The organism is Kitasatospora sp. NPDC091335, from assembly GCF_044757205.1.
In the GTDB taxonomy this organism is placed as follows: domain Bacteria; phylum Actinomycetota; class Actinomycetes; order Streptomycetales; family Streptomycetaceae; genus Kitasatospora.
The window spans coordinates 905,918-932,710 of sequence record NZ_JBIVUM010000001.1; the positions used below are offsets into that span (position 1 = coordinate 905,918).

A 26,793-nucleotide genomic window follows, 5' to 3' on the forward strand; every position below is an offset into this window, starting at 1 on the left:
CGCACGTTCCCGCCCTGGTTCACGTCGTCCCTCCCACCGGCAGCCAGACGGCCAGCCGCCACGTCGTTCCGTCCTCGTCCGGCCCCGCGGTGCTGCCGCCGTGCAGGGCCGCGGCCCGTTCCCCGATCCCGCGCAGCCCGCGCCCGCCGCCGGGCCGGCTCGGACGGGCGGCGCCCAGCGGGTTGGCCAGCTCGATCTCCAGCCGGCCGTCGGCCAGCCCGACCCGCAGTCCGGCCCGGGCGAGCCCGGCGTGCCGCAGCACGTTGGTCAGGCCCTCCTGCACGATCCGGTACGCCTCGCGGGAGACCGGCTCGGGCAGGCCGGCCAGCCCGGGCGCCAGCTCGGCGTCCACCACCACTCCGGCGCGGCCGAGCTGGCGCAGCAGGTCGTCCAGTCCCGCGAGGGTGGGGCCGGCCGGGCCGGCGGCCTCCGGGTCCTCCTCGCGCAGCAGCCCCAGCACGGCGTCCAGTTCGGCGACGGCCGCCCGGGCGGTCTCCTCGATGGCCGCCAGCGCCTCGGCGGCGAAGTCCGGGTTGCTGCGCAGCACCCGGGCGGCGGCCGAGGCCTGGATGCCGACCGCGCTGAGCGCGTGCCCGACCGAGTCGTGCAGCTCGCGGGCCAGCCGGTTGCGCTGGGCGAGCACGGTGGCCCGGCGCTCGGCGGCGGCCACCCGCTCCTCCGGGGTCGGGCCGAGCAGGGCGGGCGCCCAGCGGGCGAGCAGCGCTCCGCAGACCGCGTTGGTGCCGACGATCAGCAGCAGCACCCCGAGGCCGAGGACCGGGCCGAGGGCCGGTACGGAGGGGAGGTGCCGCTCCCACATCCGGACGAACTCCTCGGTCCCCGAGAAACCGAGGACCAGCACCACCGCGAACGGCGTGCCGGCCAGCGTCATCCCGGCGACCACCCCGCCGAACACGACGTGCAGCACGTACCAGAGCGCGGTGCGCCACCGGGCCGCCCAGGAGCGGGCCGGTCCGGTGGCCAGCTCCTCCGGCCGGACCACCGAACACAGCGCCCGTGCCGTCGCGCCCTCCAGCCCCCGCACCACAGGCACCAGCGCGGTGACGGCGGCCATCGGCACCGAGGTGAGCAACGACAGGACGTACAGCAGCAGTTGGCGGGCGGGGGACTGGTCCGGGTTGAGTGCCCCGAACAGCACCACCGACAGCATCCAGTACGGCATCAGCAGCGCGCCGCCCAGCACCAGGTGCACCCAGCGCAGCCGGGCCCGCCGCCCGACCGCCGCCCCCGCGGTGCGCCGCAGGCGGCCGCCCACTCCCGCGGTGCGCCGCCGGCGCCCGTTCACCCCCGTGATCACCCGCGTGACTCTACGGCAGCGGCCGGGCGGAGGCCGCCCGTTCGGTCAGCGCGATCGCTCCGACCGCCAGGACCAGCACCGCCACCACCACCTGGGCGGTCTGCACCAGGGGCGTCAGCCCGGGCACGGCCATCCGCAGCTCGGTCACCCGGGTCGTCGTCGCTCCGAAGGCCACCAACTGCCAGCCGCCCCAGCCGAACAGCGACCCGGCCGCCGTCCAGACCACCAGCAGCGGCACCAGCAGCCGGCGCCCCGGACGGATCCGGAAGACGAGGACCAGCAGCGCCGCCACCGCGGCCACGGCCATCACCGCGGTCACCCCGTTCATCACCGCCACGCCCCGGTTCCGGTCCTCCGCCATGACCTGCGGCAGTCCGGCGGTGCCGCCGAGCGCCCAGTAGGCCCGGCCCGCCGCGACGCCCGCGGCGAGCAGCGCGGCGACGCAGGCGAGGACGCGTTGCACGGTCACGGTGGGGGAGTCGGGCAGGTCGCCGATCCGCTCCCGCAGCAGCCCGGCCCAGCGCCGGCGGGCGTACAGGGCGAAGGCGGTGAGCAGCGCCAGGCCCTGGACGGCGAAGCCGCCGTACACGACGAGGAAGACCCAGCCGCCGAGGCCCTGTTCCTCCGGGTCGGCGGGCTCCGGGCCGAGCACCAGGAGGCTCAGCAGGTACAGCGGCAGCGCGACCAGGATCGTGCCGAGCAGCCCGGTCGCCACCCACATCGGGAACGCCACCAGCCCGGCCGGCGCCCGCCGCCCCCACGGCCGGACGAACGCCAGCGCCAGCGCCACGGCGATCGCGTCCATGCCGAAGGTCAGCAGGTTGAGCAGCCACAGCCGGTCCATCGCGCCGGGATCGTCCACCCCCACCGGGTGTCCGGTCAGCCAGAGCAGCTTCAGCGTCAGGTACGGCACGGTCGCCGCCACCGCCGTCCAGGCCGCCCCGGCCCGCACCACGTTCTCGTTGGTTCTCATGCCCCCACGGTCCCGCGGGGCCCCGCCCCGGGGCCTCCGTCCGGGGCGCGATCCCCCTCCCCCGGGCGGGGGATCTCCGGCTCAGACCGACGCGGTGACCGGAGCCGTCCGGTGGATCACCCGGTCCTCCTCGTCGGTGCGGCCGTCCGGGTCGGCGACCAGCCCGAGCCGCTCGGCGAGCCGGCGCGAGGGCAGGTTGTCGGCCCGGATCAGGGCGATCACCGGGATGCCGGGGAAGCGCGGCAGCGCCTCGGCCATCGACGCCCTGGCCGCCTCCGCCGCGTACCCGAGGCCCCAGGCGGACGGCCGGAAGCGGTAGTAGAGGTTGAACACCCGCTCCCCGTCCAGCGTGTGCAGGTACAGCCCGGCGAACCCGATGACCGTCCCCGGGTCCTCCCTGGTGGCGACGGCGCAGTACCCCACCCCGTCCCGCACCCAGTCGGCGACGAACCCGTCCAGCATCTCCCGGCTCGCCGCCCGGTCCCGGTGCGGTCCGTGGGGGTTGTACCGGTTGGTCTCCGGATCACCGTGGATCGCGAACACCGCCTCCACGTCGCCCTCCTGCGGCCGCGTCAGCACGAGGCGCTCGGAGACGGCGACGGTCGTGCGGGAGGTGTGGTCAGTGGTGGTCATGGCGCGTCCCCGTGTTCCGAGTAATAGGTCTATCGCAAGATAGACTATTACTCGATTGGCCGCCCGCCCATTTCCGCCCGCCCATTTCCGACCGCACCGGGCCCTACAGGATCGGCTCGCAGCCGATCGCCTTGCCGCCGGCGGTGAGGAACTGCTTCCACGTCTCGTCGGTGCCGGGCAGCGGTTCCCGGACGGTGAGGTCGGAGTCCATCCGGAAGTAGGCCGGCCTGCCCTGGCAGGTCGCCACCACTTCCCTCCTCGTGATCGGGACCCCGGCCCAACGCGATCGGCCGAACGCGGGCGAGGCGTCCTTCTCGGGCAGCGGGCCGCGGACCCGGGGCTCGGTCGCGATGGAGAAGGAGATCGCGGTGCTGCCCCGGTCGGTGCTGATCCGGCAGACCCACAACGGGTCGAACGCGGTGTTCACGCTCTCCTTGTAGCTCTTTCCTCCGGCGCCGGCGGACGCGGCGAACCCGGGCAGGCCGCAGACCGAGGCGGGATCCAGGTCGTGCTCCTGCCCGGCCCGCGACAGCTCGTGGGGAGCGGGGAGCGGGGACTTCCCGCACCCCTTGTCCGCGGCGAGGCCGTTCGCCGCCGCCACCGCGAGGCGGGAGAGCTTCCCGGCACCGGGTCCGCCATCGCCCAAGGACGTGACCTCGACCTGCGACCCGCCGCCGCACCCCTCGGGAAGCAGCGCCCATGCCGATGCGTCGCGAGCCGCTCCGCTCGCGCCTCCGTTCGCCGAGGCGGCGAACAGCCGGGCCCCGGAGGAGGTCTGATAGGGGCCGAGGTCCGGGGCCTGGCGGAACGCCACGACGACGTGCCGCTCGTTGCCGAAGATCCCGTGACTCACCGTCGCCGTGCAGTCGGACGTGCCGTCGCCCAACTGCCCGTCACCGGTCATCTTGCCGCTCACCTGGCCGGACCCGAGCGCGTCGTTCAGCGCGTCCGCGCTCACCGTGCCCTCGCACACGCTGTCCGGCCCGAACGCGTTGGTCAGGTTGTGCGCCAGGAACGTCCCCGCCCCGGCCGCGACCGCCGCCACCCCCGCCACGGCGACCGCCGCCCGCACCCGCAGCGGCCAGGTGGTGAACCCCCGCCGGTCGAGCGCCGCGTCGACCCGCCCGGCGAGGCCGCCGACGGCCCCGTCCTCGCCCTCGTTCCCCATCGCCCGCATGCTCCCTCGTCGTGCTGTGCTGTGCCGTGCTGTCGGCCGGACCGGTCAGAGGATCGGCTCGCAGCCGATCGCCTCGCCGCCGGCGGTGAGGAACCGCTCCCAGGTCGTCTTGTCGACGAGGTCTCGGAAACCGTCCGCCTCGAACCGGAACCGGGTGGGCTTCCCCTGGCAGGTCGCCGTCACCTCGTGCTGTCCGACCCACTGGGCCCGGCCGAACGCCGGCTTGGAGTCGAGCGTCCACGGCTGGACGAGACGGGTGTCGGTGCCGATGAGGAAGGTGATCGAGGACCTGAGGTCCGCGTCCGAGTGGATGCTGCAGGCCCACAGCGGATCGGTCGCGGTGGTCACGGTCTCCTGGTAGGCGGGGCCGCCGGGCGTGTCGGGCATCGTCAGCCCCGGCAGGCCGCACACGGCGCCGCGGTTGAGCGGGCGGTCCGTGCCCGCCGGGACCAGCCGGCCCGGCGCGGGGAGCGGCGTGCCGCCGCAACCCTGCTGCGCCGCGACACGGTTGGCCACCGAGGTGGCGAGCCCGGCGAGCTTCGGGGCGTCGGAGGAAGCGGACTTGACCGTGGCCCGTTGGCCCTTGTCGCAGCTCTCCGGGAACAGCGCGAAGGCGTACGACGACTTGTGCACGGCGCCGGCCGCGCCCCCGTTCGCCGCGGCGGTGAACAGCTGGGACTCCGCGTCGACCTTGAACCTGGTGAGGTCCCCGGCCTTGGGGAGTTCGATGACGACGATCCGTTCGTTGCCGAAGATCCCGTTGCTCACCGTCGCCACGCAGGACGCGCCCGGGGTGTCCAGCTTCCCGTCGCCGTACGTCTTCGCGCTGACCCTGCCCCACCCGAGCGCGTCGTTCAGCGCGTCCGCGCTCACCGCGCCCTCGCACACGCTGTCCGGTCCGAAGGTGTTGGTCAGGTTGACCGTCAGCAGCAGCGAGCCGCCGACCGCCGTGGCCAGCACTGCCGCCAGGATTCCGGCCCGCGGGCGACGCCGTCGGGAGCGCGGCTCGCCGAGGTCGCCGGACTCCTTGTCGTGGTCGGTCTTCTCTGTCTTCACGGCGCTCACGCCTTGCCGTAGGCGCTGTGGTAAGCGGTGTCGATTCCGGTGTTGTAGAAGGATTCCACGCCCTGCATCAGGTGGTGCGGAATGCTGCCGGTGTCGTCGGCGCTCTGGCCGCCGGCACCGTACTGGTTCGCCTTCTCCGCGATCATCGCGTCCAGCTGGTGCCGTCCCGCCGAGTACCGGGAACTCACATCGGTGGCCGTGCTCGTGTCGATCTCCGCCTTGGCCTGGTTCGCGTACGAGGCGGTCCCGACGTCGACGAGGCGCTGTGCGATGTCACCCAGCGGCACCACGTTCGAGATGCCTGGCAGGACGAGCTGCGGGATCGCGTTCGCGGGCGTGCCGAGGTAGTGGTAGTTCATCCTCTGCTGCCAGTCGATGTCGGCCTTCTTCTCGTCCGCGTGGTCGACGGTCGCCTTGGCGAACGCCGCGTCGAGACCTCCGAGGGCCTTCGCGGACTCCTGGGTGAAAGCGGAGAGCTTGTGGTCCGGGCGCCCCGTCTTGTCGGGCTGGAAGGAGTCGGCCCCGAATTCGTCGAGGCGGCGGGCGATCTCCCGGGACTCGGCCTGGTGGATGATCTGGAAGTTCTCCGGGTCCTCCAGGGTGCCGCGGACCACGCGCAGCAGTTGTTCCGGCTTGGCGGTCAGCCCGTTCGGCTGGGACGGGTTCTGCAGATCCTTGCTGAGGACCTCGTGCATGTCGGGGGCGTAGCCGGCGAGCATCTCGGCGACCGGCCTGCGGAGGACCGTGGTGACCGACGCGTCCTTCGGGTCGTTCCCGCCGAGGGCCTTGAGCGTCTCGTCCATGATCCGTGCGCTGGCCCTGTCGTGCAGGGCGGGATTCTGGGGCGCGTTCGGGTCGGGCATGGTCGCCGCGGCCTGCAGCATCTCGCCGAACATCCCGTGGGAGGTCCTGCGCAGGACCTCGGCGGGGAGCCTGTTCTCCGCGTCCTCGTCGAGCCAGACGCGGTCCTTGAGCAGGTACGTCAGGTTCTTGTTGCGGCTCGGGTCGAGGAACTCCTGGGACGTCGCCGGGTCGTCCTTCATCAGCTTCACCAGCGGGGTCAGCGGGTCGCCCTCGGGGACCTTGAAGGAGTAGTCCGGGCCCCACAGCTCCTCGCCCTTGGTCTTGCTGTTCCGCTCGTAGTCGACCAGGTCGTTGCTCACCTTGAGCAGGAACGGCTTGTCGTACGTGCCGCCCGCGCCCATCAGCGAGGTCAGCGCCGGGTAGTTGTCGTTCCACCCGGCCGCCGAGCCGCCGGGGCGGCGGGCGGCCGCGAGCAGGCCGTCCTGCCACTCCTTGCCCATCCCGCCGTCGCGGGTGGCGGTGGCCAGGGCGACGGACAGGTTCTTGTAGACGTCCTGGTAGCCCGCGGCGTTGTGGTTGCCGCGGGCCAGGCCGTCGTAGACCTTGCTGTACTCCAGCAGGGCCTCGGGGCCGGTCTTGCCGCCGGCGTTGAGGCCGTTGAGCAGCGTGGTGGAGAAGTCCTTGTTCTCCGCGTTGGCGGCCATCAGGGCCTGCAACTGCTTGAGCTGGTCGTCGGAGAGGCTGCCGGCCTTGGACATCAGGTCGGTGGCCCGCTTGGCGTCGGCGACCGGACCGGCGCCGCCCGGGGCGGGGTTGAAGGCGGTGGTGCTGGTGCCGATGTCGGCCTGGAGATCGACGGTGGCCCGCTGGTCGGCGGCGGTGGCCTTGGCGACGGCCTTGCCGAGCCGGTCCGACAGCGCCTGGGCGTTGGCCCGGATCGTGCGCTCGGCCTCGGGGTCGTTCCGCGACTCCTTCGGCACGGTCCAGTTGACCGCACCGTCCGCGGTGACGCTCAGGCTGCTGTCGCCCTGGGCGTCGTGGAGCGCCGCGTCGAGGTCGCGCCGGGCGGCGGCGAAGTCCTCGGCGGCGGTCTTCATGATCGCGGCGAGCGCGGTGGCGACGGCCGAGGCCTGCTTGAAGTCGCTGTCGACGCCCTGCAGGGTCCTGGTCGCCTCGTCGGCGGCCGCGCCCTTCCAGCCGGCCCGCTGCGCGGTGCTGGTGAGGTCCTTGGCGACCCGGCCGTCCAGGGAGGTGAGGGCCTTGGCGACGCCGGACCACGCCTCGGCGGCGTCGTTGACCGCGGCGAAGTCGGCCTCGTGCAGTTCCTTGAAGGACACCATCTGTCTGTTCCCCTCCCTGCTACTGGCCCGCGCGGAGGTCGGCGGCGGTTCTGGTCTCGTTGGCGCTGTAGGACTGCTGGGTCCTGTCGAGGTTTCCGGCGGTGGTGCCGAGCTTGTCGTGCAGCGTCTTGCACTGCTGCATCCACCGCTCGGTGCTGCTGGTGAGGGCGCCGCCGAAGGAGAAGCCGCGGATCTTGGTCGACGCGGTGGTCGCGTACTCGGTGAGGCTGTGCGCGCCGGGGCCGGCCTTGCCGTTGGCGTTGTCCAGGTCGGTGGCGATCTGCCGGGCCATCCCGGCCGAGGCGTTGAGCTCGTGCGGGGTGTCCAGCCGGGTGGTGCCCAGGACGGGGCCGGGTCCGGGAGCCGGGGACGGGGTCGGAGCCGGAGCCGGGTTGGCGTACGGCGACTTCGCGGCAGACGTGGACGTCGCGCTCGGCGTCGGGCCCGGGGCCGGTGCGACCGGTCCCGTGGTGAAGTACGGGCTGACCATCTGTGTGCGATTCCTCCCCATGTCACCGAGCGTTGTTCCTCCGCCGCGGTATGACGACCGTACAGGTGTGGTCCGTCAGTGCACTCACCCACCCTCCGTCGCGTCCGGAGGGCGGGCGGCGGCGCGGTTCACCATGGTTCGGCCGAGGGGGAATTGGCGACTCGGCGCGGGCCCGGAGGTCTTGTTACCGGCGGGTCGCTTGCCTATCATCCCGAGTGTGACAGCTTTACTGTCAAACCCGTCGGAAGGGTTCAGCAGCCAGTGGGTGACGTGAGCGGTGCGCCGGAGGCCAAGGGGCCGCTGGCGGGTGTGCGGGTGGTCGAGCTCGCCGGGATCGGTCCTGGGCCGTTCGCGGCGATGCTGCTGGGGGACCTCGGGGCGGACGTCGTGCGGGTGGACCGGCCGGAGCCCTCGCCGCTCGGGACGGACCCGGCGTACGACCTCAGCAACCGCAACAAGCGCTCGGTGCTGATCGACCTGAAGTCCCCGGAGGGCCCCGGGCGGGTGCTGGACCTGGTCCAGCGGGCGGACCTGCTGATCGAGGGCTACCGGCCTGGCGTCGCGGAGCGGCTCGGGGTCGGGCCGGAGGCGTGTCTGGCGCGCAACCCGGCGCTGGTTTACGGGCGGATGACCGGCTGGGGGCAGCACGGCCCCCGGGCGGCGACCGCCGGGCACGACCTCGGGTACGCGGCGGTGGCCGGGGTGCTGGGGATGGTGGCCGCGCCGGGAGGTGCCGAGGAGGCGCCCGGCATCCCGGCCAACCTGCTCGGCGACTACGCGGGCGGCTCGCTCTACCTGGTCGTCGGCCTGCTCGCCGGGCTGCACCACGCCCGCGCCACCGGCACCGGCCAGGTGGTCGACGCCGCGATCGTGGACGGCGCCGCGCACCTCGGCAGCATGCTGTGGGGCCTGCTCGCGGCCGGCCACTGGCAGGACCGCAGGGGCGTCAACCTGCTGGACGGCGGCGCACCGTTCTACGCCGTCTACCGGGCGGCCGACGGCGGGCACCTGGCCGTCGGCGCGCTGGAGCCGCGCTTCTACGCGGAGTTCGCCCGGCTGCTGGAGCTCGGCCCGGACGCGCCCGGCCAGTACGACCTCGCCCGCCGGCCCGAACTGCGCGCCCTGATCGCCGCCCGCTTCGCCACCAGGACCAGGTCCGAGTGGGAGGCCGTCTTCGCCGGCTCCGACGCCTGCGTGGAACCGGTCCTGACGATGCGTCAGGCAGCCGCCGACGGGCACCTGTCGGCGCGCGGGACGTACGTCGAGGCGGACGGCGTCACCCAGCCGGCCCCCGCCCCGCGCTTCTCCGCCACCCCGGGCGCCCTGCGCCGCCCGCCGGCCCGGCCGGGCGCGGACACCGCCGAGGTGGCCGCCGACTGGGGCGTCCCCTCTCTCAACCCCGCGGCAGAGCAAGGAGAATAGCGTTGCAGCGCGAGATCTTCACCGAGCAGCACGACGACTTCCGGGGCACCGTGCGGGCCTTCCTCGCCAAGGAGGTACTGCCGCACTACGACCGCTGGGAGAAAGCCGGCATCGTCGACCGCTCCGCCTGGCTCGCGGCCGGCCGGCAGGGCCTGCTCGGCACCGCCGTCCCCGAGGAGTACGGCGGTGGCGGCACCCCGGACTTCCGCTACGCCGCCGTGCTGGCCGAGGAGTTCGCCCGGGCCGGTGCCTCCGGCCTGGCGATCGGCCTGCACAACGACATCATCGGCCCGTACCTCACCTCGCTCGCCACCGAGGAGCAGAAGCGCCGCTGGCTGCCCGGCTTCTGCTCGGGCGAGCTGATCACCGCGATCGCGATGACCGAGCCGGGCACCGGATCCGACCTCCAGGGCATCCGCACCCAGGCCGTCGACCGGGGCGACCACTTCCTGCTCAACGGCGCCAAGACCTTCATCTCCAACGGCATCCTCGCCGACCTGGTGCTCGTGGTCGCCCGCACCACCCCGGAGGGCGGCGCGCACGGGCTCAGCCTGCTGGCCGTCGAGCGCGGCACGCCCGGCTTCGAGCGGGGCCGCAACCTCGACAAGATCGGCCAGAAGGCCCAGGACACCGCCGAGCTGTTCTTCGAGGACGTCCGGGTGCCGAAGGAGAACCTGGTCGGCGAACCGCATGGCGGCTTCGTCCACCTGATGCAGAACCTCGCCCAGGAACGGCTCACCATCGCCGCGTCGGCGATCGCCGGCGCCGAGTACCTGGTCGAGATCACCACCGACTACGTCAAGCAGCGCGAGGCGTTCGGCCGGCCGCTCGCCAAACTCCAGCACGTCCGCTTCGAGATCGCCGAACTGGCCACCGAGTGCGCCGTCACCCGGGCCTTCGTGGACCGCTGCATCACCGAGCACAACCGCTACGCGCTCACCCCGGCGGACGCCTCGATGGCCAAGTGGTGGGCCACCGAGCTGCAGAAGCGCACCGCCGACCGATGCCTCCAACTGCACGGCGGGTACGGCTACATGAGTGAGTTCCCGGTCGCCAGGGCGTTCACCGACGGCCGCATCCAGACCATCTACGGCGGCACCACCGAGATCATGAAGGAGATCGTCGGCCGCTCCATCCTCGGCTGAGCGGTTCCCGACGACCCCTCGCGACCCCCCGCAAGCCTCCTGCTCCGCAGGCCCCCCGCCACTCAAGCCCGCTGCCCCGAAAACCCGCTGAAAGGCGTTCCACCGTGACCACCGAAGCGTACGTCTACGACGCGATCCGCACCCCGCGCGGCCGGGGCAAGGCCTCCGGCTCGCTGCACGGCACCAAGCCGATCGACCTGGTCGTCGGACTGATCCGCGAACTGCGCGACCGCCACCCCGAGCTGGACCCGGCCGCGATCGACGACATCGTGCTCGGCGTGGTCAGCCCGGTCGGCGACCAGGGCTCCGACATCGCCCGGATCGCCGCCATCGCGGCCGGCCTGCCCGACACCGTCGCCGGCGTGCAGGAGAACCGCTTCTGCGCCTCCGGTCTGGAAGCCGTCAACCTGGCCGCCGCCAAGGTCCGTTCCGGCTGGGAGGACCTCGTCCTGGCCGGCGGCGTGGAGTCGATGTCCCGGGTGAAGATGGCCTCGGACGGCGGCGCCTGGTTCGCCGACCCGATGACCGCGTACGAGACCGACTTCGCCCCGCAGGGCATCGGCGCCGACCTCATCGCCACCATCGAGGGCTTCTCCCGCACCGACGTGGACGCCTTCGCCGCGGAGTCCCAGGCCCGCGCCGCCAAGGCCCAGGCGGACGGCCTGTTCGACCGCTCGGTCGTCCCGGTGCGCGACCGCAACGGCCTGATCGTGCTGGAGCGCGACGAGTTCATCCGCCCCGGCACCACCGTCGAGACCCTGGCCGGCCTCAAGCCCTCCTTCGCCGCCATCGGCGAGGCCGGCGGCTTCGACGCCGTCGCCCTCCAGAAGTACCACTGGGTCGAGGCCATCGACCACGTCCACCACGCGGGCAACTCCTCCGGCATCGTGGACGGCGCCGCGCTGGTGGCCATCGGCAACCGCGAGGTCGGCGAGCGGTACGGGCTGCGCCCGCGCGCCCGGATCGTCTCCGCCGCCGTCTCCGGCTCCGAGCCGACCATCATGCTCACCGGCCCCGCCCCGGCCACCCACAAGGCGCTCGCCAAGGCCGGGCTCACCGTCGCCGACATCGACCTGGTCGAGATCAACGAGGCCTTCGCCGCGGTCGCGCTCCGCTTCATCCGCGAACTCGGCTTCCGCCACGACCAGGTGAACGTCAACGGCGGCGCGATCGCGCTCGGCCACCCGCTCGGCGCCACCGGCGCGATGCTGCTCGGCACCGTGATCGACGAACTGGAGCGGCGCGACCTGCGCTACGGCCTGGTCACCCTCTGCGTGGGCGGCGGCATGGGCATCGCCACCGTCGTCGAGCGCATCTGACGTCCCTCCCCGCAGATCTGGAGAACCCCATGAGCGACACCACCACCATCCGCTGGGAGCAGGACCAGGACGGCGTGGTCACCCTCGTCCTCGACGACCCCACCCAGTCCGTCAACACCATGAACGAGGCCTTCACCGCCGACTTCGAGGCCGTCGTCGAGCGGCTGGCGAACCTCGGGGACGCGCTGCGCGGCGTGGTGGTCACCTCCGGCAAGAAGACCTTCTTCGCCGGCGGAGACCTCCGGATCCTCTCCGCCGCCCGGCCCGAGGACGCCGGCACCGTCTTCGAGAAGTCGCTGCGGATCAAGCGCGCGCTGCGCACCCTGGAGACCCTCGGCAAGCCGGTCGTCGCCGCCCTCAACGGCAGCGCGCTCGGCGGCGGCCTGGAGATCGCCCTCGCCTGTCACCACCGGATCGCGCTCGACACCCCCGCCGGCCGGTTCGGCCTGCCCGAAGTCACCCTCGGCCTGCTGCCCGGTGGCGGCGGAGTGGTCCGTACGGTACGGCTGTTCGGCATTACCGACGCCCTGCTGAAGTTCCTGCTCCAGGGGCGCCAGTACCGCCCGGCGCAGGCGCTGGAGCACGGGCTGGTGCACGAACTGGCCGACACCCCCGAGGAGCTGACCGCCCGGGCACGCGCCTGGATCGAGGCCAACCCGGCCGCCGTCCAGCCCTGGGACGTCAAGGGGTACAAGATCCCCGGCGGCACCTCGGCCACCCCGGCCTTCGCGGCGAACCTGCCCGCCTTCCCGGCCAACCTGCGCAAGCAGCTCAACGGCGCGCCCTACCCGGCCCCGCGCAACATCCTGGCCGCCGCCGTGGAGAGCGCCCAGGTGGACGTCGACACCGCGATGACCGTCGAGGCCCGCTACTTCACCGAGCTGGCCTGCGGGCAGACCAGCAAGAACATGATCCAGGCACTGTTCTTCGACATGCAGGCGGTCAACTCCGGTGCCGGGCGCCCGAAGGACGTCGAGAAGCGGCTGGTCCGCAAGGTCGCGGTGCTCGGCGCCGGGATGATGGGCGCGGGCATCGCCTACACCTGCGCCAAGGCCGGCATCGAGGTCGTGCTCAAGGACGTGAGCGCCGAGGCCGCCGAGCGCGGAAAGGCCTACTCCGCGGGGCTGCTGGACAAGGCCGTCGAGCGCGGGCGCTCCACCGTGGCGAAGCGCGACGAACTGCTGGCCCGGATCACCCCCACCGCCGAGGTCGCCGACCTGGCCGGCTGCGACGCGGTGATCGAGGCGGTCTTCGAGAACACCGAGCTCAAGCACAAGGTGTTCCAGGAGATCGAGGACGTGGTCGGCCCCGACGCGCTGCTCTGCTCCAACACCTCCACCCTGCCGATCGGGCTGCTCGCCGAAGGCGTCCGGCGCCAGGACGACTTCATCGGGCTGCACTTCTTCTCGCCGGTCGACAAGATGCGGCTGGTGGAGATCATCCGCGGTCCGCGGACCGGTGCCGGGGCCCTGGCCCGCGCCTTCGACCTGGTCCGGCAGATCGACAGGACGCCGATCGTGGTCAACGACTCGCGCGGCTTCTTCACCTCGCGGGTGATCGGCCAGTTCCTCAACGAGGGCGTCGCCATGGTCGGCGAGGGCATCCACCCGGCCAGCGTCGAGCAGGCCGCCGCCCAGGCCGGCTACCCCGCCAAGGTGCTCTCCCTGATGGACGAGCTCACCCTCACCCTGCCACGCAAGATCCGCGACGAGTACCGGCGCTCGGTGGAGGCCGTCGGCGGCACCTGGACGCCCCACCCGGCGGACGCGGTGGTCGACCGGATGGTCGACGAGTTCGGCCGCCCGGGACGCAGCGGCGGCGCCGGTTTCTACGAGTACGGCGAGGACGGCGCGCGCGGGCGGCTCTGGCCGGGGCTGCTGGAGCACTTCTCCGGGGCTCCTGCCGACGGCTGCGGCGAGGTCCCCTTCGAGGACCTCAAGGAGCGGATGCTGTTCAGCGAGGCACTGGACTCGGTGCGCTGCCTGGAGGAGGGCGTGCTGACCTCGGTCGCCGACGCCAACGTGGGCTCGATCCTCGGCATCGGCTTCCCGGCCTGGACGGGCGGCGTGTTCCAGTACATCAACGGGTACGAGGGCGGCCCGGCCGGCTTCGTGGCCCGCGCCCGCGAACTCGCCGCCGCGTACGGCGAGCGGTTCGCGCCGCCGGCGCTGCTGGAGCGGGTGGCGGCCGAGGGGCGGACGTTCACGGACCGACCCGCGGACTGACCCGCGGCCTGACCCGCGGACTGACCCGCGGCCTGACCCGCGGACTACGCGGACCGGGGTGGGGCCGTGCGCCGTACGGCCCCACCCTCCTCGCCGTCCTGTCCCGGGTCCTCGGCGGGTTCCTCCCGGAGTTCCTCGCCCAGTTCCTCCCGGAGCGAGCGCTGGAAGGCCGTGACCAGCGCCTGGGCCACCATCGGCTGGATGTGGTCCGTCAGCGCCCGCATCCGGGTCAGCTCCTCCGGCGTGGGCTCGCTCTCCCGGTACGGCTTCCACACGGTCTCGCGGAACAGCCGCTGCAACTCCCGTGCCGTCGCCCGGCTGTGCTCCAGCACCACCGCCCGGGCGGCCAGCAGCGTCCCCAGCGGAATCGGCACGTCCAGGATCCGTACGCCCAGCGGCAGCAGGCCGGGATCCACCCGGAACACCTCAGGGTCCGCCGTCCGCTCCACCGCCCCCATCGCGACGAGCCGCTCGACCTGCTCCTCCGTCAGCCCCCGCCCGGCCCGCCGCTCCACCTGGGCCCTGGTGGCGTCCTCGGGGGTCTCCGGCGTCCAGGACGCCACCAACGCGCGGTGGATCGCCAGGTCCAGCGGCGTGCTGTCCTCCGGCAGCCGCGCCAGGTAGCGCTCGATCGCGGCCAGGGTCAGCCCCTGCCGCTGCAACTCCTCGATCAGCCCCAGCCGGTCCAGGTGCGCCTCGCCGTACAGCCCCACCCGCCGCGGCCCCAGCTCCGGCGGCGGCAGCAGCCCCTTCGTCCCGTAGAACCGCACCGTCCGCACCGTCACCCCGGCCCGCGCCGCCAACTCGTCCACCGTCAGCCGCATCCCGCCCCCCGCCCCGCCGTGCTCCCCCATCTGCAGCCTCCCGCGCACTGGCACACTCCTGCTGTGACAGCAGCAGTGTGACAGCGCGGCGCGACCCCGGTCCACGGGGAGGGGCAGCCCGGCGCCGTGCACCGGCTTCCGCGGTTACCGCCGCTACCGCATACCGCCGTTACCGCAGTTACTGCGCGGGGCAGATCCGGTTGGTGGACTCGGTGAGCTGCCAGTGCTCCCGCTTCACGACGACCGTGTGCCGGTCGGTGGAGTCCCAGAGTCTGATCCAGTCGCCCGACGCGGGGAAGGCGACGAACGGGTGCGCGACCTCGACGGCCGTCCCCTGGAACGGCAGAGCGGGGGAATCGGCCGGACGGAGACAGACCCGGCGCGGTGCGAGACCGAAGTACGGAGTCGGTTGCCGGCCGGCGGTCACTTCGGTCTCGGCCGTGACGGCCGCGCGGGTGGCCGGATTCAGAACCTGGCCCCAGAGCAGACCGATGGTGAACACCAGGGCCATGGACAACAGGGACACGCCGACCGAGAGCCCGGCCGTGGTCCGGAACGCGTGGAAGTGCCGCGCGTACCCCAGGAGGCCCAGGACGACGACGGGGCCCGCGGCGACGACGAGAGCCTTCGTCATGGCGATGAACTGCCAGCTCCCGGCGATGAAGACCTCTTCCCGGCTGAAGCCGAAATGGTCGAGGTAGTAGGTGTACAGCGAGATCCCGGGGACCGGCAGGACGGAGAGTGCCAGCGGGATCAGTGCCGGGAGGAGCCAGACGGCCGTCACCTTCCACGACAGGTTGCGGAACAGCAGACGGAGCCCGTTGCCGGTGAGGTAGGCGGCGAACATCGCCCAGGAGAGCGCGAGGCCGTTCGGTGTTCGCCACTCCATCAGCAATCCGAGGAGGGTGAGCCCGAAGCCGAGGAGCCAGCCGCAGGCCGCGCGCGTCAGGAGGCTCCGACGAGAGGGCGGGGCTCCGTCGCGGGCGGTCAGGAGGAGAGCCGGCGTACCCAGGAGGAGCGGGAGCAGGAATGCGACCGCCGCTGTGGTCAGTGGATGCAGCCGGGCCGAACCGAGGGACACCGAGAGGAGCAGCAGCACCACGGAGGCGTGGATGACCAGGGGGAAGGCGATCCGCTCGGGTACCAGGTGCTGCCGGGGGTGAGGATGGTTCGGCTCATCGAACCGGCGCGCCACCTGGGTTCAGGGGGCGCGCCGGTCGTGTTTCTCGCTCGGATGCGATGGGTGGGATGGATGCGGGGGGCAGGTAGGTGCCGCTCGGATCAGGCGAGGGCGGCGTGATGGCGGCGGGTGACCTCGGGGTGGGCCCTGGTGTAGCCCTTCCACTCGTTGAGGCCGAAATCGGCGAAGAGCGGGTTGTCCGGGTCCTCGGTGGCGCCGGGGGCGTGATGGGCGAGCGGGAAGTCCAGCGGCTCGATGTGGGCGTCGAGGCGGGGGTTGTAGAAGAACGGCACGGAGAAGCGCTCGCGGGCGCCGGGCGGGCTGACCACGCGGTGGCTGGTGGCCTTGAGGTAACCGTCCGTGGCCACTTCCAGCAGTTCGCCGAGGTTGACGACGAAGGCGCCGTCGAGCGGCGGGACGTCCAGGAAGGTGCCGTCCGCGCGTTCGACCTGGAGGCCGCCGACGGTGTCCTGGAGCAGCAGGGTGATGAAGCCGTAGTCCTTGTGGGCGCCGACGCCCTGTCCGGCGCCGTCCGGGGCGCTGCCCGGGTAGCGGACCAGCTTGAGGCGCAGGTGGGGGTGGCCCGCGAAGGCGTCGTCGTAGAAGTCGGGGCGGGCGCCGATCGCGATGAGGAGTTCGTGCAGCAGACGGCGGGCGACCAGGCCGAGGTGGTCGATCCAGCCGAGCGCGGCGGTGCGCAGCTCGGGGAGTGCCTCGGGCCACTGGTTGGGCCCCTCCAGCCACCAGTACGGGGGCTCGCCGCTGCCGGGGACGTGCGGGGGCAGCTCGGCGCCGATGTCCAGCTGGTCGCGCCAGTCCTGGCTGCCGCCGGTGCGCTCGTCCCCGGTACGGGTGTAGCCCCGGAAGTGGGGGGAGTTGAGGTTGCTCACGGCGAGCCGGTCGGCCTCGGGGAGGGCGAAGAAGGCACGGGTGGTCCGGGCGAGCGCGGCCGTCTCCTGCGGGGTGACGCCGTGGCCGACGAGCTGGAAGAAGCCGACGCCGGTGGCTGCGGCGCGGAGCTCGTCGTGCAGGCGGCGGCGGTCGTCCTGGCCGCCGTCGGCGAGCGAGAGGTCGATCACCGGGAGGGCGTCCGCCGGGGTGGAGCCGGTACCGGTTTCGGATATGGGCGTGGACTGCTGCGTCATGTGTGACATCCGCTGGGTCTCGTCCCGGCTGGGCCCGGTGGTCGACCGGGGAGGGACGGGGCAGCCGCCTGGTGCGGCGGGTGCTCCGGGAGCCGGGAGGTGGTGGCGGCCGGGCAGGGGCCGCCGCTGAGGGTGGGTGGCGCGAGGTTCAGCCGGAGCGTCGACAGGACATGGTCGTCACGCGGAGCAGGTCCACGTGGCGGCGGCGAACAAGGATGAGCACTCCACCAGCCTAATTGACCCGTTCCGCGGTGGGCGAGCCCCGTGCAGCGGAAGGCCACTCGCTATTTGTCGGTGATCCACCGGTTTGTGGGGCAATGGTGTGGGTGTGGGTGCGGGGTCCGGGCGCTGGTGGCTCCCCCCCGAGGTGTGGACCCGCTCAGGGGTTGTTGAGGTAGGCCAGGACGGCCAGGACGCGGCGGTTGTCGTCGTCGGAGGGCTGGAGGTCGAGCCGGACGAAGATCGACGCGGTGTGCTTGGCGACGGCCCGCTCGGTGATCACCAGCTGCTGGGCGATCGCCGCGTTGGACCGGCCCTCCGCCATCAGCCCCAGCACCTGGCGCTCGCGCGGGGAGAGGGTGGAGACCGGGCCGGCCGAGGAGTTGTGGGTGAGCAGCCGGGTGATCACCTCAGGATCCATGGCGGTGCCGCCCTGGGCGACCCGCCGTACGGCGTCGATGAACTGGGTGCCGTCCATCACCCGGTCCTTGAGTAGGTAGCCGATTCCGCCGGTGCCGCTGCCGGCCAGCAGTTCGCGGGCGTACAGCTGCTCCACGAACTGCGACAGCACCAGGACAGGCAGGCCCGGGTGGGCCTGACGGGCCGCCAGCGCGGCCCGCAGGCCCTCGTCGGTGAAGCCCGGGGGCAGCCGGACGTCGACCACGGCGATGTCGGGCCGGTCTGCGGCCACCGCGGCGAGCAGCTGCTCGCCGTCCTCCACCGCCGCGGTGACCTCCATGCCGTTGGCCTCCAACAGCCTGGTCAGGCCGTCCCGGAGGAGGAAGAGGTCTTCGGCGATGACAACGCGCACGGGATCTCCAGGTTCACGATGGTCGGCCCGCCGGACGGACTGCTGATCGCGAGCACCCCGTCGAAGGCGGCCAGTCGGCGTTCGGTTCCGCTGAGGCCGGTTCCCCGGGACGGGGCGGCGCCTCCGCGCCCGTCGTCGGTGACCGATATCCGCAGCAGCCCGTCACTGTGCCCTATCTCGATCCACACGTGCGAGGCACCGGCGTGCTTCACCACGTTGGCCAGCAGCTCCGACACCGCGAAGTAGGCGGCCGACTCCACCGGGGCGGGCGCCCGCCCCGGCAGGGCACCGCTGAAGCTGACCGGCAGCGGAAAGTCCAGCGCCGTCGCCTGCACCGCGTCGGCCAGGCCGCGGTCGGCGAGCACCGGGGGGTGGATGCCGCGGACCAGGTCCCGCAGCTCGCCGAGCGCCTTCACCGAGGACAGCCGGGCCTCGGCCAGCAGCGGCCCGAGGGCGTCCGGGTCCTCCTTCAGCTGTTCGGCCACGGTCAGCAGCATGCCCAGTGCGACCAGCCGGGCCTGCGCCCCGTCGTGCAGGTCCCGTTCGATCCGGCGCAGCTCGGCCGCCCCGGCGTCGATGGTGTCCGCCCTGGTCCGCGAGAGGTGGCTGACCCGGCGGGCGAGTTCGGTCCGCCGGGAGGGCCCGAGCAGGGCCCGGGCGGCCTTCTCGTGGATCCGCAGGACCGGCGGGGCGGCCCACAGAGCGGCCGCCGGAGCGACGCTCAGGCCCATCCCGTAGACGACGCCCAGTGCGAAGAACCGTCCGTCCCGGCCGAAGATCTCGAAGACGACCGGGCTCAGCAGGACGACCGCGGCGGTGAGCAGCACGGCGGCACCGGTGAGCAGCGTCCAGGCGAAGTCCCGCCAGGTCGCGGGGTCGGCGAGCCAGCCGCCGGCCCGCAGTCGCTGCCAGGGCCCGGCTCCGGGCTGACGGCGGTACGGCACCGGGATCGGCCGCCCGCTCCACTTCCCGACGATCCGCCTGCCCTCCGTCGCGCTCCAGCGGGCGCCGAACAGCCCGAGTATCAGGAGCGAGGGCGCCAGCCAGAGCGAGACGGACCGGCCGCCGGGCGCCGCACCGCCGTAGAGCTGCGTCGCCAGCAGCGCCACCGTGCCCGGGGTGAACAGCGCGGCGCCGAGCGCCCGGCCGCCGCCCCCGGTGGCCCAGCAGAGCGCCCAGAGCGCGACCGGCGCCATCGGCACCGCCAGGATCAGCGGCCCGCCCGGGTGGAAGAACGGCCGGGGCTCGTCCGGGCCGAACAGCGCGGTGGCCAGCAGGACCGGCCCGGCCAGCAGCGCGAGGAGGCCCGTCACGGCCAGCGTCACCGCGTACCAGGCACGCACCCCGTCCACGCAGGCCCGGCCGAACCGCAGGGCCATTCCGTTCAGCACTCCCACGTTCACGACGCTCCCCCTTCCCTTCCACGGCCCCCGTCCGGAGGCCTCGAACCGCGGCGCCGAGGCCCTGCCGAGGCCCCGGTTCCGGTCTTTCGATGGGTCAGTCTGCCTCGCCGGGACGCCCGGCGCTCTAGGCCTGAACACCCAGTTCGGGGTGTATCTGGATACACCCCACAGAGGCCGTCCAGACGGCTGTCGACACCCCGCCGCCGATTCGTAGCGTGATGTCCCGTCAGCCGGCCCGGGGCTTCCCGGCGCCGGACCCCGAACCGTGGAGGGCCTGTGAACGCGCCGATCATCCGGATCCGCGGCGTCAGCAAGACGTACGACCGGTCCGATGCCGCCCGCCCCGCCCTGGCCGGGCTCGACCTGGAGGTCGGGGCCGGCGAGGCGCTCGCCGTGCTCGGCCGCTCGGGCAGCGGCAAGTCCACCCTGCTGAACCTGATCGCCGGGCTCGACCGCCCGAGTGCGGGCGAGGTGGAGGTGGACGGCGTGCCCGTCCACCGGCTCGGCGAGGCCGGGCTGGCCGAGTACCGGCGGAGGCGGATCGGCATGGTGTTCCAGTTCTTCAACCTGCTGGAGGACCTGAACGTGGCGGACAACGTGATGCTCCCGGCCCAGCTGGCCGGGATGCGGCGGGAGCAGGCCCGCGCCCGGGCGGAGGAGCTGCTGGAGCGGCTGGGGGTGGCCGGGCACGCCAGGGCGTTCCCCGGCCGGCTCTCCGGTGGCGAGCGCCAACGGGTCGCGGTGGCACGGGCGTTGATGAACCGTCCGCCGCTGCTGCTGGCCGACGAGCCCACCGGGGCGCTGGACACCGCCTCGGCCGCCGACGTCCGCGACCTGCTGCGCGGGCTCAACGCGGAGGGCCAGACGATCCTGCTGGTCACCCATGACACCGCGCTCGCCGAGGCCTGCGCGGACCGGACGATCGAACTGCTCGACGGCCGGCTGGTCCGGGACACGGCGGCCGTGCCGGCGGCGGGCGGTGGCCGATGAGCGCGCTCGGCAGGGTGGTGCGCGCCGGGGTCGGCCGCAGGCGGGTGCAGACCGTGGTCATGGTGCTCACCACGATGATGTCCGTGACGGCGTGCATCCTCGCGCTCGGGTTGCTGGTCGCCGCCCGGGGCCCGTACCGGCACTCCTTCGCCGACCAGCACGGCGCCCACCTCAACGTGCTGTACGACCGGACCAGGGCGAGCCCGGAGCAGCTCGCCGCGACGGCCCACGCGCCCGGTGTGGCGGCCTCGGCCGGTCCCTATCAGGCGGTCACCGTCCGGCCGCGCTCCGGCCCCGGCAACGAGATCCCGCCGGCCGGCAGCCCGCTGCCGCCGATGACGCTGGTCGGCCGCGCCGCGAGCGGCCCGCTGGACGACCTGCGGATCACCGACGGGCGCTGGATCGCGGGCCCCGGCGAGGTGGTGTTCCTGGACGGGCACTCCCCGCTGGCGGTCGGCGAGAGCATGGAGTTCCCGGAGCTGCCCGGGCGGCCGACGCTCAGGGTCGTCGGCCTGGCGGCCTCGGTCTCCTGGAGCGCGGCCGGCTGGGTCGCCCCCGAACAGGTGGCCGGGCTGACGGCGCCCGGCACGACGCCCGCCGCCCAGTACCTCTACCGCTTCGCCCGCGCCGGCAGCGACGCCGAGGTGGAGGCCGGCCGTGCCGCGCTGGCCGCCGCGGTTCCGGCCGGGGCACTCGCCGAGGCCACCTCCTACCGGCCCGTCCAGGAGGAGGCGAACCGGACGGCCGCCACCTTCGTCCCGTTCGTCACGGCCTTCGGGCTGCTCGGTCTGGCCATGTCGGTGCTGATCATCGGTGTGGTGGTGAGCGGCGCGGTCAGCGCCGCCACCCGGCGGATCGGCATCCTCAAGTCCCTGGGCTTCACCCCGGCCCAGGTGGCGCGCGCCTACGTCGGCCAGGCGCTGATCCCCGCCGGGGTGGGCACGGCGCTCGGGGTGTTCCTCGGCAACCTGCTGTCCGTGCCGGTCCTGGGGCTGGCTCGCAAGGCCCTGCGCGGCGGGCTGCTCGGCATCCCGGTCTGGGTGGACCTCGTGGTCGCGGTGGTGGCGCTGGGAGCGGTGACGGGCACCGCGCTGGTACCCGCGCTGCGGGCCGGACGGCTGCGGACGGTGGAGGCACTCGCGGTCGGCCGCTCGGCCCCGGGGGCCAAGCGGGCGGCCGCCGGCCCGGGCACGGGGGTAGGGGCGGGGGTGGGCCCGTTGAACCGGGCGCGGGAGCTGTTCGGCCGGCTGCCGGTGCCGCGGGCGTTCAGCCTCGGCCTGGCCTCCCCGCTCAACCGGCCCGGCCGCTCGGCGACCACCGCCGCCGCCGTGGTGCTCGGCACGGTCGGGGCTACCCTCTGCGTGGGCCTGACGCTCTCGCTGGGTTCGCTCCAGGAGGGCCTGACGGCCGACCGCGCGGGCAAGGTGCTGGTCCAGGTCCCGATCGAGGGCGCCGCGAAACCCGTCGACCACGTGGACGAGGCGGCCGTGGGCAAGGCCATCGACTCCCGTCCCGGCACCCGGGCCTGGTACAGCAGCGTCCCCACCCCGGTCGCCCTGGCCGGGAACACCGGGCGCTCGGAGGTGGTCGCACTGAGTGGCGACGCTTCGTGGAGCGGCTTCCAACTGGTCTCCGGCCGCTGGTTCCACGGCCCCGGCGAGGTGGTGGTGGCCGCCGCCTACCTACGGGCCAACCAGGCGAAGGTCGGTGACACCGTCACCCTCACCGACCACGGCCGCAGCACCCCGGCGAAGATCACCGGAGAGGTCCTGACCACCAATGACCTGGTGTTCACGGACCGGGCCACGCTGGCGCCGCTCGGCGGCACGATCCAGGCCGAGGCGCTCTCCTTCCACATCGACCTCACGCCGGGCACCGACACGAAGGCCTACACCGACGGGCTGGACCAGGCCGTGCAGCCGTTGGGCCTCGGCGCCGAGCCCGGCGGGGAGCACATCAACATCGTGGTCCTGGCGATGAACACCCTGGCGGGCACGCTCACCCTGCTGCTCTCCGTGGTGGCGGGGCTCGGCGTGCTCAACACCGTCCTGCTGGACACCCGGGAGCGAGTGCACGACCTCGGAGTGCTCAAGGCGCTCGGGATGTCGCCCCGGCAGACCGTCGGCATGGTGCTCACCTCGGTCTGCGGCAGCGGACTGGTGGCCGGGCTGATCGGGGTCCCGATCGGCGTCCTGGTGCACCACCAGGTGATGCCCGCGATGGCCCGGGCCGCCGGGCTCGGGGTGCCGGACACCGACCTCACCGTGTTCACCCCGTCGGTGGCGGGGCCGCTGATACTCGGCGGCCTGGTGCTGGCCCTGTTGGGCGCCGCCCTCCCGGCCATCTGGGCCGCCCGCACCCGGACGGTCACGGCGCTGCGCACGGAGTGACGGCGAGGGAGGGGCAGGAGGAGCGGTGGTCGCTCCCCGGCCCGGCCTGGGAGCCCCCGTGGCGCTCCCAGGCCAAGGGCCAGAGTCAGGACCGGGCAGGCCAGACCCAGCAGGGAAGGCAGGGCAAGAGCGGACCAGGCCGGTCAAGCTCAGCCCACTCCGGTCAGGGCCGGCCCGGCTCAGGACAGCCGCGCCGCCGCGTACGCCTCCATGGCGGCACGCTGGTACCCGCCAGGCCTGGGGCGATGGCCTCGTACGCGGCGCTCCACTGCTCGTTCTCGGTGCAGGAACGGGCGATCGCCAGGTACTCCTCGGTCGGGACCGACCGGATGGTGCCGAGCAGCCGGTACTCCGCGTCGATCACGTCCTGCACGGGCTCGGCGTCGGCCGGGTGGCCGGCCGCCATCAGCTCCGCCAGGCGGATCATGCGGGTGGTCCGCTCGCGCTGTCCGGCCTCGATCTCGGCCGGGGTCAGCGCGGCGGTCGCGCGCCGGGCCGCTTCGGCGTGCTCGGGGAAGTCACGCAGGCTCGCGTCGACGTCGTCGGGCTGGATGCCCTCGAACAGGTTCTCGGGGCGGTTGATGGTCATGGGCGTGCCGTCCTTCCGGGAGCGTTCCAGGTCAGCGATCGTGCGGGAAACGGTGCCGGCGAGGGCGTCGAGCCGGTCGCGCTCGGCGACCAGCCGCCGACGGTGGCCCCGCAGGGCCTCCAGCTCGTCCACCTGGTCGCCCAGGATCCGGGCGATCTCGGTCAGCCCCACGCCCAGCGCCCGCAGTACGAGGATCTGTTGCAGTTGGAGCAACTGCCGCTCCTCGTAGTAGCGGTGGCCGTTGGAGCCGATCCAGGCCGGGGGCAGCAGCCCGATCTCGTCGTAGTGCCGCAGGGTCCTGGCGGTCACCCTGGACATCCGGGCCACCTCGGCGATGGGCCAGGCCATGGCCACCTCCCTCATCTCCACGTCCCCACGTCCCCACGTCCCCACGTTCGCGTGGACCGGGGCCGGTTCTCCGGCCCTGGTCACTGGTCACGACGGTAGAAGCTGCCGCTGCGGCAGCTTCAAGCCCGAAGTCCCGGCTTCCCCGTCACCCTCGCCGCCTGTCCTGCCGACCGAGCCTCTGCTGGTCACACCCCGGCCGACTGCGTCCCTGCCGACTACGCCTCGTCGAACCAGTCCAGCGACTGCCCGTGCGGCCCGGTGAAGGCCACCGGCCGCTCGTCCAGGGCGAGCACGAACAGCCCGGAGCCGGACGGGGCCGGTCGGGGGAGGCGCCGGGCGACGGCCGGCAGCACGGAGACCGCCTCGTTGGAGATCCAGTGCCCGGGCAGTCGGCGCACGGTCGCCGCGAACTCCTCCCGTTCCTCCGGCGGCAGGTACGCGAGCACCGCACTGTGGAACACCACCGGTGTCGCCCCCGCCGGGGCCTGTGCCACCACCTCCCGGACAGTCGCGTTGAGATCGCCGCGCACCAGCAGCGGCGGTTCGGCCCGGGCGACCCGCACGGCGCCGCGCAGCCGCTCCAGCCGATGGGTCTGCTCCGGCCAGACCAACGACTCCAGCCAGCGCATGTCCTCCTCGGCCCGCACGTCCAGCGGATCGAGGTCGATGCCGGCCCGCCACACCACCTCGGGCAGCCACTCCCGCAGGGAGCCGGGGAATCCTGGAGAGTCGGGCCGGCCGGGGAACGGAACCGGCCCGCTCACCGCGCAGTCCAGCGTCACCGGGCTCACCACGGCGCCGAACTCGGCGACCGGAGCGCCGGCCTCGCGCTCACGCCCGCCCTCCTCCCGGGCCGGGAACCGGTACCGGTACCGATACCGGTCCGGGTACAGACAGAGTCCCGCCGAGGCGCCCACCTCGATCAGCGCGAGCGGCTGCGGCAGTGCCGCCAGCAGCGGCAGCAGGGTGGCGCAGCGGCCCGCCTCGTTGGTCTGCGTCCGTCGCTCCAGCATGGTCGCCGACACTCCGGCCCATTGCTCCGTCGTCCAGTCACGGAAGGCCGGCCAGCCCTCCGTCACCGGCCCGCCCAGGTGCCGGACGGCAGCGAACAGCAGGTTCGGCTGCCGCTTCACAGCCGGAAGGCCGTCCAGCAGCGCGCCCAACTGCCCGTCCTCGGCGACGCGTTCGGCCAGTTCCTGGTAGATCGGTGAGTTGCCGTGCGCCTCCCGCTCCGCGAACGCCCGGTAGAGCTCCCCCGTGTCGCTGCGCATCCCCCGCGTGTCCCTTCGGCGCCCTGTCGAGTGATCGAATCGCCACAGCCTATGTGCGCTGTGTCCGCTGTGGGCGCTGTGCGCCCTATGGGCTCTGTGCGCCGGGCCGGGCCGGGGGAGGCCGCGGCGGCTCAGCCGAGCAGGCCGCCCATGTGCCCGTCCTCGGCGAGCAGCCGCCAGGAGCAGTCGGGCGAGGCGAACGCCTCCGGGTCGACGCCCTCGACCAGCCGGTCCACCACCGCGCTCAGCAGCGACTGCGGGTCGAACACCGCCCAGGTGTCCCGGGCCCGGCCGCGGTCCCAGCGCTCCCACTCGGCGCGCAGCCGCTCGTACGTCCAGAGGGCGTAGAGCAGCGCGGACAGGTCGCGGTTCAGGTAGGCCTCGGGCTGGCCGTCGTCGTACCAGTCCGGCAGCTCCAGCCGGCCGGTGGCGCCGTCCAGGGCGATCGTCAGATCGGTCGGCCAGTCCCCGAGGGCGAGGAAGTCCCGCTGGTACGGGCGCTCCTCCTCGCCGTCGAAGTACTCCGGGTACGCCTCGCCCATGGTGACCAGCGGCTCCTCGCACACCCCGAACATCGCCCCGCCCAGCGGCAGGCCGACCTCGGTCAGCAGCCGCCGGGTCGGCCCGTGCACCAGGGCGGCGGGCAGCGCCTCGGACCGGAAGCGGTGCACCCGGCCCGGACCGCCGTCCTGGTCCGTCAGCGCCGCGAGCTCCGCCACCAGCTCCGGGGCGATCTCGTACGCGGGCCCGCCGGGCCCGCCCGGCAGCGCACCCCAGCCCAGCGCCCGCACCAGCAGCGCGGTGCCCCAGTGCGGGGGCGGCGCGGAGTCGTCGCCGAACAGCCCGGGGTCGATCTCCCGCATCCGCTGCCCGGCCTCCGCCAGCACCCCGGCCATCACGGCCGGACCGCGCAGCCCGTCCAGCGCCTCCGGCCGCCGGGCCGCCTCGGCCACCGCGTCCACCTCGCGCACCAGGCCGGCCAGCGCGGTCAGACCGGAGGCCAGCAGGTCACGCCGCGGACCGCCGTTGTCCAGGAAGACCTCGCCGGTCACCCCGTCCAGCAGCACCAGGTCGTCGCTGGCCGCGAACGGTGTGCAGTACTCCGTCTCCCCGAGGACGAACAGCCGCTCCGGATCCGCGGGGAACGCCGTCAGCTCCCCGTTCCCGAGCGCCCCGAAGTCGAGGAACGCCCCGGACGCGGGCAGCCCCTCCCGCACCAGGAACTCCCGACTCCCCGCGTGCACCACCCCGTCCGGCAGCTCCGCCACCCGCTCACACCCCACGTGCCCCGCCCTTTCCCCGCTCGTCCCCGTGACCCACAGACCCTAGCGGCCCGCCCCGACAGCACCGGGGCACGGCCCCGCGGGCGGCGGCCGGTCGGGCAAGGGAGCGCATGGTGCGGCAGCGGGCACGACGGGGACCCGGCATCGCCGCCCCGGCGCGGGAACCCGGCGCCACCGGGCACGGCGCCGGCCGGCCGCAGGGCTCACGGGAACGGGACCTCGTCGACGTTCCAGCGCTCGGGCAGGTCCACGTCGCAGAAGACGCAGACGTAGTGCTCCTCGCGGACGAGGTTGCACCGGGCGCACCGCGGGGGCAGCGGCGGAAGACCACCGGGTGCGTGAAGGCGCCGGGGTGCGGCAGCCCGGTGAGGGTGAGGGCGGCGGCGACGGCGGGCCAGGAGGCGCTGTCGGGGCAGTAGCCGGTGGAGT

The 26,793-nt window shown here is 73.6% G+C and carries 20 protein-coding genes and 1 pseudogene; 6 read left to right on the forward strand and 15 right to left on the reverse strand.

What is annotated here, in order from left to right:
• Window positions 1–19 precede the first annotated feature (19 nt).
• From ACIQOW_RS04260 to ACIQOW_RS04290, 7 genes are all read right to left on the reverse strand, one after another.
• Window positions 20–1,318, reverse strand: a complete 1,299-nt coding sequence (locus tag ACIQOW_RS04260; RefSeq protein ID WP_401079575.1) for a sensor histidine kinase — start codon at window positions 1,316–1,318, stop codon at window positions 20–22.
• Window positions 1,319–1,328: 10 nt separating this feature from the next.
• The gene (locus tag ACIQOW_RS04265) at window positions 1,329–2,291 is read right to left on the reverse strand and encodes a hypothetical protein (RefSeq protein ID WP_401079577.1); all 963 of its coding nucleotides are present in this window, start codon (window positions 2,289–2,291) and stop codon (window positions 1,329–1,331) included.
• A gap of 81 nt (window positions 2,292–2,372) precedes the next feature.
• Entirely contained in the window at window positions 2,373–2,924 is a 552-nt protein-coding gene (locus tag ACIQOW_RS04270) for a GNAT family N-acetyltransferase (protein WP_401079579.1), read from the reverse strand.
• Window positions 2,925–3,027: 103 nt separating this feature from the next.
• The gene (locus ACIQOW_RS04275) at window positions 3,028–4,092 is read right to left on the reverse strand and encodes a hypothetical protein (RefSeq protein WP_401079581.1); all 1,065 of its coding nucleotides are present in this window, start codon (window positions 4,090–4,092) and stop codon (window positions 3,028–3,030) included.
• A gap of 54 nt (window positions 4,093–4,146) precedes the next feature.
• Window positions 4,147–5,157 (reverse strand): hypothetical protein, encoded by a 1,011-nt coding sequence (locus ACIQOW_RS04280; protein ID WP_401079583.1) that lies wholly within the window; start codon window positions 5,155–5,157, stop codon window positions 4,147–4,149.
• 5 nt (window positions 5,158–5,162) lie between these two features.
• Complete coding sequence (locus ACIQOW_RS04285; protein WP_401079585.1) at window positions 5,163–7,310, reverse strand: hypothetical protein; 2,148 nt, start codon at window positions 7,308–7,310, stop codon at window positions 5,163–5,165.
• A 19-nt stretch (window positions 7,311–7,329) separates the two neighbouring features.
• A complete protein-coding gene (locus tag ACIQOW_RS04290; protein ID WP_401079587.1) occupies window positions 7,330–7,800 on the reverse strand; it encodes a hypothetical protein in 471 nt (156 codons plus the stop codon).
• A gap of 309 nt (window positions 7,801–8,109) precedes the next feature.
• Between ACIQOW_RS04290 and ACIQOW_RS04295 the strand changes: the two genes are divergently transcribed.
• The 4 genes from ACIQOW_RS04295 (at window position 8,110) to ACIQOW_RS04310 (ending at window position 13,911) form a co-directional block, all read left to right on the forward strand.
• Window positions 8,110–9,222 carry a CaiB/BaiF CoA transferase family protein gene (locus ACIQOW_RS04295; protein ID WP_401079811.1) on the forward strand — a complete coding sequence of 371 codons (1,113 nt, stop codon included), beginning with the start codon at window positions 8,110–8,112 and terminating at the stop codon, window positions 9,220–9,222.
• Between the two features lie 2 nt (window positions 9,223–9,224).
• On the forward strand, window positions 9,225–10,367 hold the full coding sequence (locus tag ACIQOW_RS04300) for an acyl-CoA dehydrogenase family protein (protein WP_401079589.1): 1,143 nt from the start codon (window positions 9,225–9,227) through the stop codon (window positions 10,365–10,367).
• A 104-nt stretch (window positions 10,368–10,471) separates the two neighbouring features.
• The gene (locus ACIQOW_RS04305; protein ID WP_401079591.1) at window positions 10,472–11,686 is read left to right on the forward strand and encodes an acetyl-CoA C-acetyltransferase; all 1,215 of its coding nucleotides are present in this window, start codon (window positions 10,472–10,474) and stop codon (window positions 11,684–11,686) included.
• A gap of 29 nt (window positions 11,687–11,715) precedes the next feature.
• Window positions 11,716–13,911, forward strand: a complete 2,196-nt coding sequence (locus ACIQOW_RS04310; protein WP_401079593.1) for a 3-hydroxyacyl-CoA dehydrogenase NAD-binding domain-containing protein — start codon at window positions 11,716–11,718, stop codon at window positions 13,909–13,911.
• Window positions 13,912–13,955: 44 nt separating this feature from the next.
• Here the strand turns inward: ACIQOW_RS04310 and ACIQOW_RS04315 are convergent, their stop codons facing one another.
• The 5 genes from ACIQOW_RS04315 to ACIQOW_RS04335 form a co-directional block, all read right to left on the reverse strand.
• The gene (locus ACIQOW_RS04315) at window positions 13,956–14,765 is read right to left on the reverse strand and encodes a MerR family transcriptional regulator (RefSeq protein ID WP_401079813.1); all 810 of its coding nucleotides are present in this window, start codon (window positions 14,763–14,765) and stop codon (window positions 13,956–13,958) included.
• Window positions 14,766–14,913: 148 nt separating this feature from the next.
• Complete coding sequence (locus ACIQOW_RS04320; protein WP_401079595.1) at window positions 14,914–15,930, reverse strand: hypothetical protein; 1,017 nt, start codon at window positions 15,928–15,930, stop codon at window positions 14,914–14,916.
• A gap of 86 nt (window positions 15,931–16,016) precedes the next feature.
• Entirely contained in the window at window positions 16,017–17,060 is a 1,044-nt protein-coding gene (locus ACIQOW_RS04325; protein WP_223244547.1) for an isopenicillin N synthase family oxygenase, read from the reverse strand.
• A gap of 379 nt (window positions 17,061–17,439) precedes the next feature.
• Window positions 17,440–18,090, reverse strand: coding sequence for a response regulator transcription factor (locus tag ACIQOW_RS04330; RefSeq protein ID WP_188297832.1), 651 nt, complete (start codon window positions 18,088–18,090; stop codon window positions 17,440–17,442).
• On the reverse strand, window positions 18,042–19,493 hold the full coding sequence (locus ACIQOW_RS04335) for a histidine kinase (protein WP_401079598.1): 1,452 nt from the start codon (window positions 19,491–19,493) through the stop codon (window positions 18,042–18,044). Before ACIQOW_RS04335 ends, ACIQOW_RS04330 begins: the two co-directional genes overlap by 49 nt.
• A 276-nt stretch (window positions 19,494–19,769) precedes the next feature.
• Here ACIQOW_RS04335 and ACIQOW_RS04340 point away from each other — a divergent pair, with 276 nt between their 5' ends.
• Together ACIQOW_RS04340 and ACIQOW_RS04345 are read left to right on the forward strand one after the other, a co-directional pair.
• A complete protein-coding gene (locus tag ACIQOW_RS04340) occupies window positions 19,770–20,483 on the forward strand; it encodes an ABC transporter ATP-binding protein (RefSeq protein ID WP_401079600.1) in 714 nt (237 codons plus the stop codon).
• Window positions 20,480–22,873, forward strand: a complete 2,394-nt coding sequence (locus ACIQOW_RS04345) for an FtsX-like permease family protein (RefSeq protein WP_401079602.1) — start codon at window positions 20,480–20,482, stop codon at window positions 22,871–22,873. The genes ACIQOW_RS04340 and ACIQOW_RS04345 overlap by 4 nt, the downstream gene beginning before the upstream one ends.
• 179 nt (window positions 22,874–23,052) lie before the next feature.
• Here ACIQOW_RS04345 and ACIQOW_RS04350 read toward each other — a convergent pair.
• The 3 genes and pseudogenes from ACIQOW_RS04350 to ACIQOW_RS04360 all read right to left on the reverse strand — a co-directional run bounded on the left by ACIQOW_RS04350 (window position 23,053) and on the right by ACIQOW_RS04360 (window position 26,349).
• Window positions 23,053–23,810, reverse strand: a pseudogene (locus tag ACIQOW_RS04350) (MerR family transcriptional regulator).
• 215 nt (window positions 23,811–24,025) lie between these two features.
• Window positions 24,026–25,081 (reverse strand): DUF2332 domain-containing protein, encoded by a 1,056-nt coding sequence (locus tag ACIQOW_RS04355; RefSeq protein WP_401079604.1) that lies wholly within the window; start codon window positions 25,079–25,081, stop codon window positions 24,026–24,028.
• 131 nt (window positions 25,082–25,212) lie between these two features.
• Window positions 25,213–26,349, reverse strand: coding sequence for an SUKH-4 family immunity protein (locus ACIQOW_RS04360; protein ID WP_401079606.1), 1,137 nt, complete (start codon window positions 26,347–26,349; stop codon window positions 25,213–25,215).
• Between the last annotated feature and the right edge of the window lie 444 nt (window positions 26,350–26,793).

What these genes read in the sequence shown, in the direction of transcription:
- ACIQOW_RS04275 (WP_401079581.1), bottom strand. Translation starts at nt 4,092, where the DNA reads ATGGGGAACGAGGGCGAGGACGGGGCCGTCGGCGGCCTCGCCGGGCGG.
- ACIQOW_RS04310 (WP_401079593.1), top strand. Translation starts at nt 11,716, where the DNA reads ATGAGCGACACCACCACCATCCGCTGGGAGCAGGACCAGGACGGCGTG.
- ACIQOW_RS04290 (WP_401079587.1), bottom strand. Translation starts at nt 7,800, where the DNA reads ATGGTCAGCCCGTACTTCACCACGGGACCGGTCGCACCGGCCCCGGGC.
- ACIQOW_RS04355 (WP_401079604.1), bottom strand. Translation starts at nt 25,081, where the DNA reads ATGCGCAGCGACACGGGGGAGCTCTACCGGGCGTTCGCGGAGCGGGAG.
- ACIQOW_RS04315 (WP_401079813.1), bottom strand. Translation starts at nt 14,765, where the DNA reads ATGGGGGAGCACGGCGGGGCGGGGGGCGGGATGCGGCTGACGGTGGAC.
- ACIQOW_RS04345 (WP_401079602.1), top strand. Translation starts at nt 20,480, where the DNA reads ATGAGCGCGCTCGGCAGGGTGGTGCGCGCCGGGGTCGGCCGCAGGCGG.
- ACIQOW_RS04325 (WP_223244547.1), bottom strand. Translation starts at nt 17,060, where the DNA reads ATGACGCAGCAGTCCACGCCCATATCCGAAACCGGTACCGGCTCCACC.
- ACIQOW_RS04270 (WP_401079579.1), bottom strand. Translation starts at nt 2,924, where the DNA reads ATGACCACCACTGACCACACCTCCCGCACGACCGTCGCCGTCTCCGAG.
- ACIQOW_RS04265 (WP_401079577.1), bottom strand. Translation starts at nt 2,291, where the DNA reads ATGAGAACCAACGAGAACGTGGTGCGGGCCGGGGCGGCCTGGACGGCG.
- ACIQOW_RS04285 (WP_401079585.1), bottom strand. Translation starts at nt 7,310, where the DNA reads ATGGTGTCCTTCAAGGAACTGCACGAGGCCGACTTCGCCGCGGTCAAC.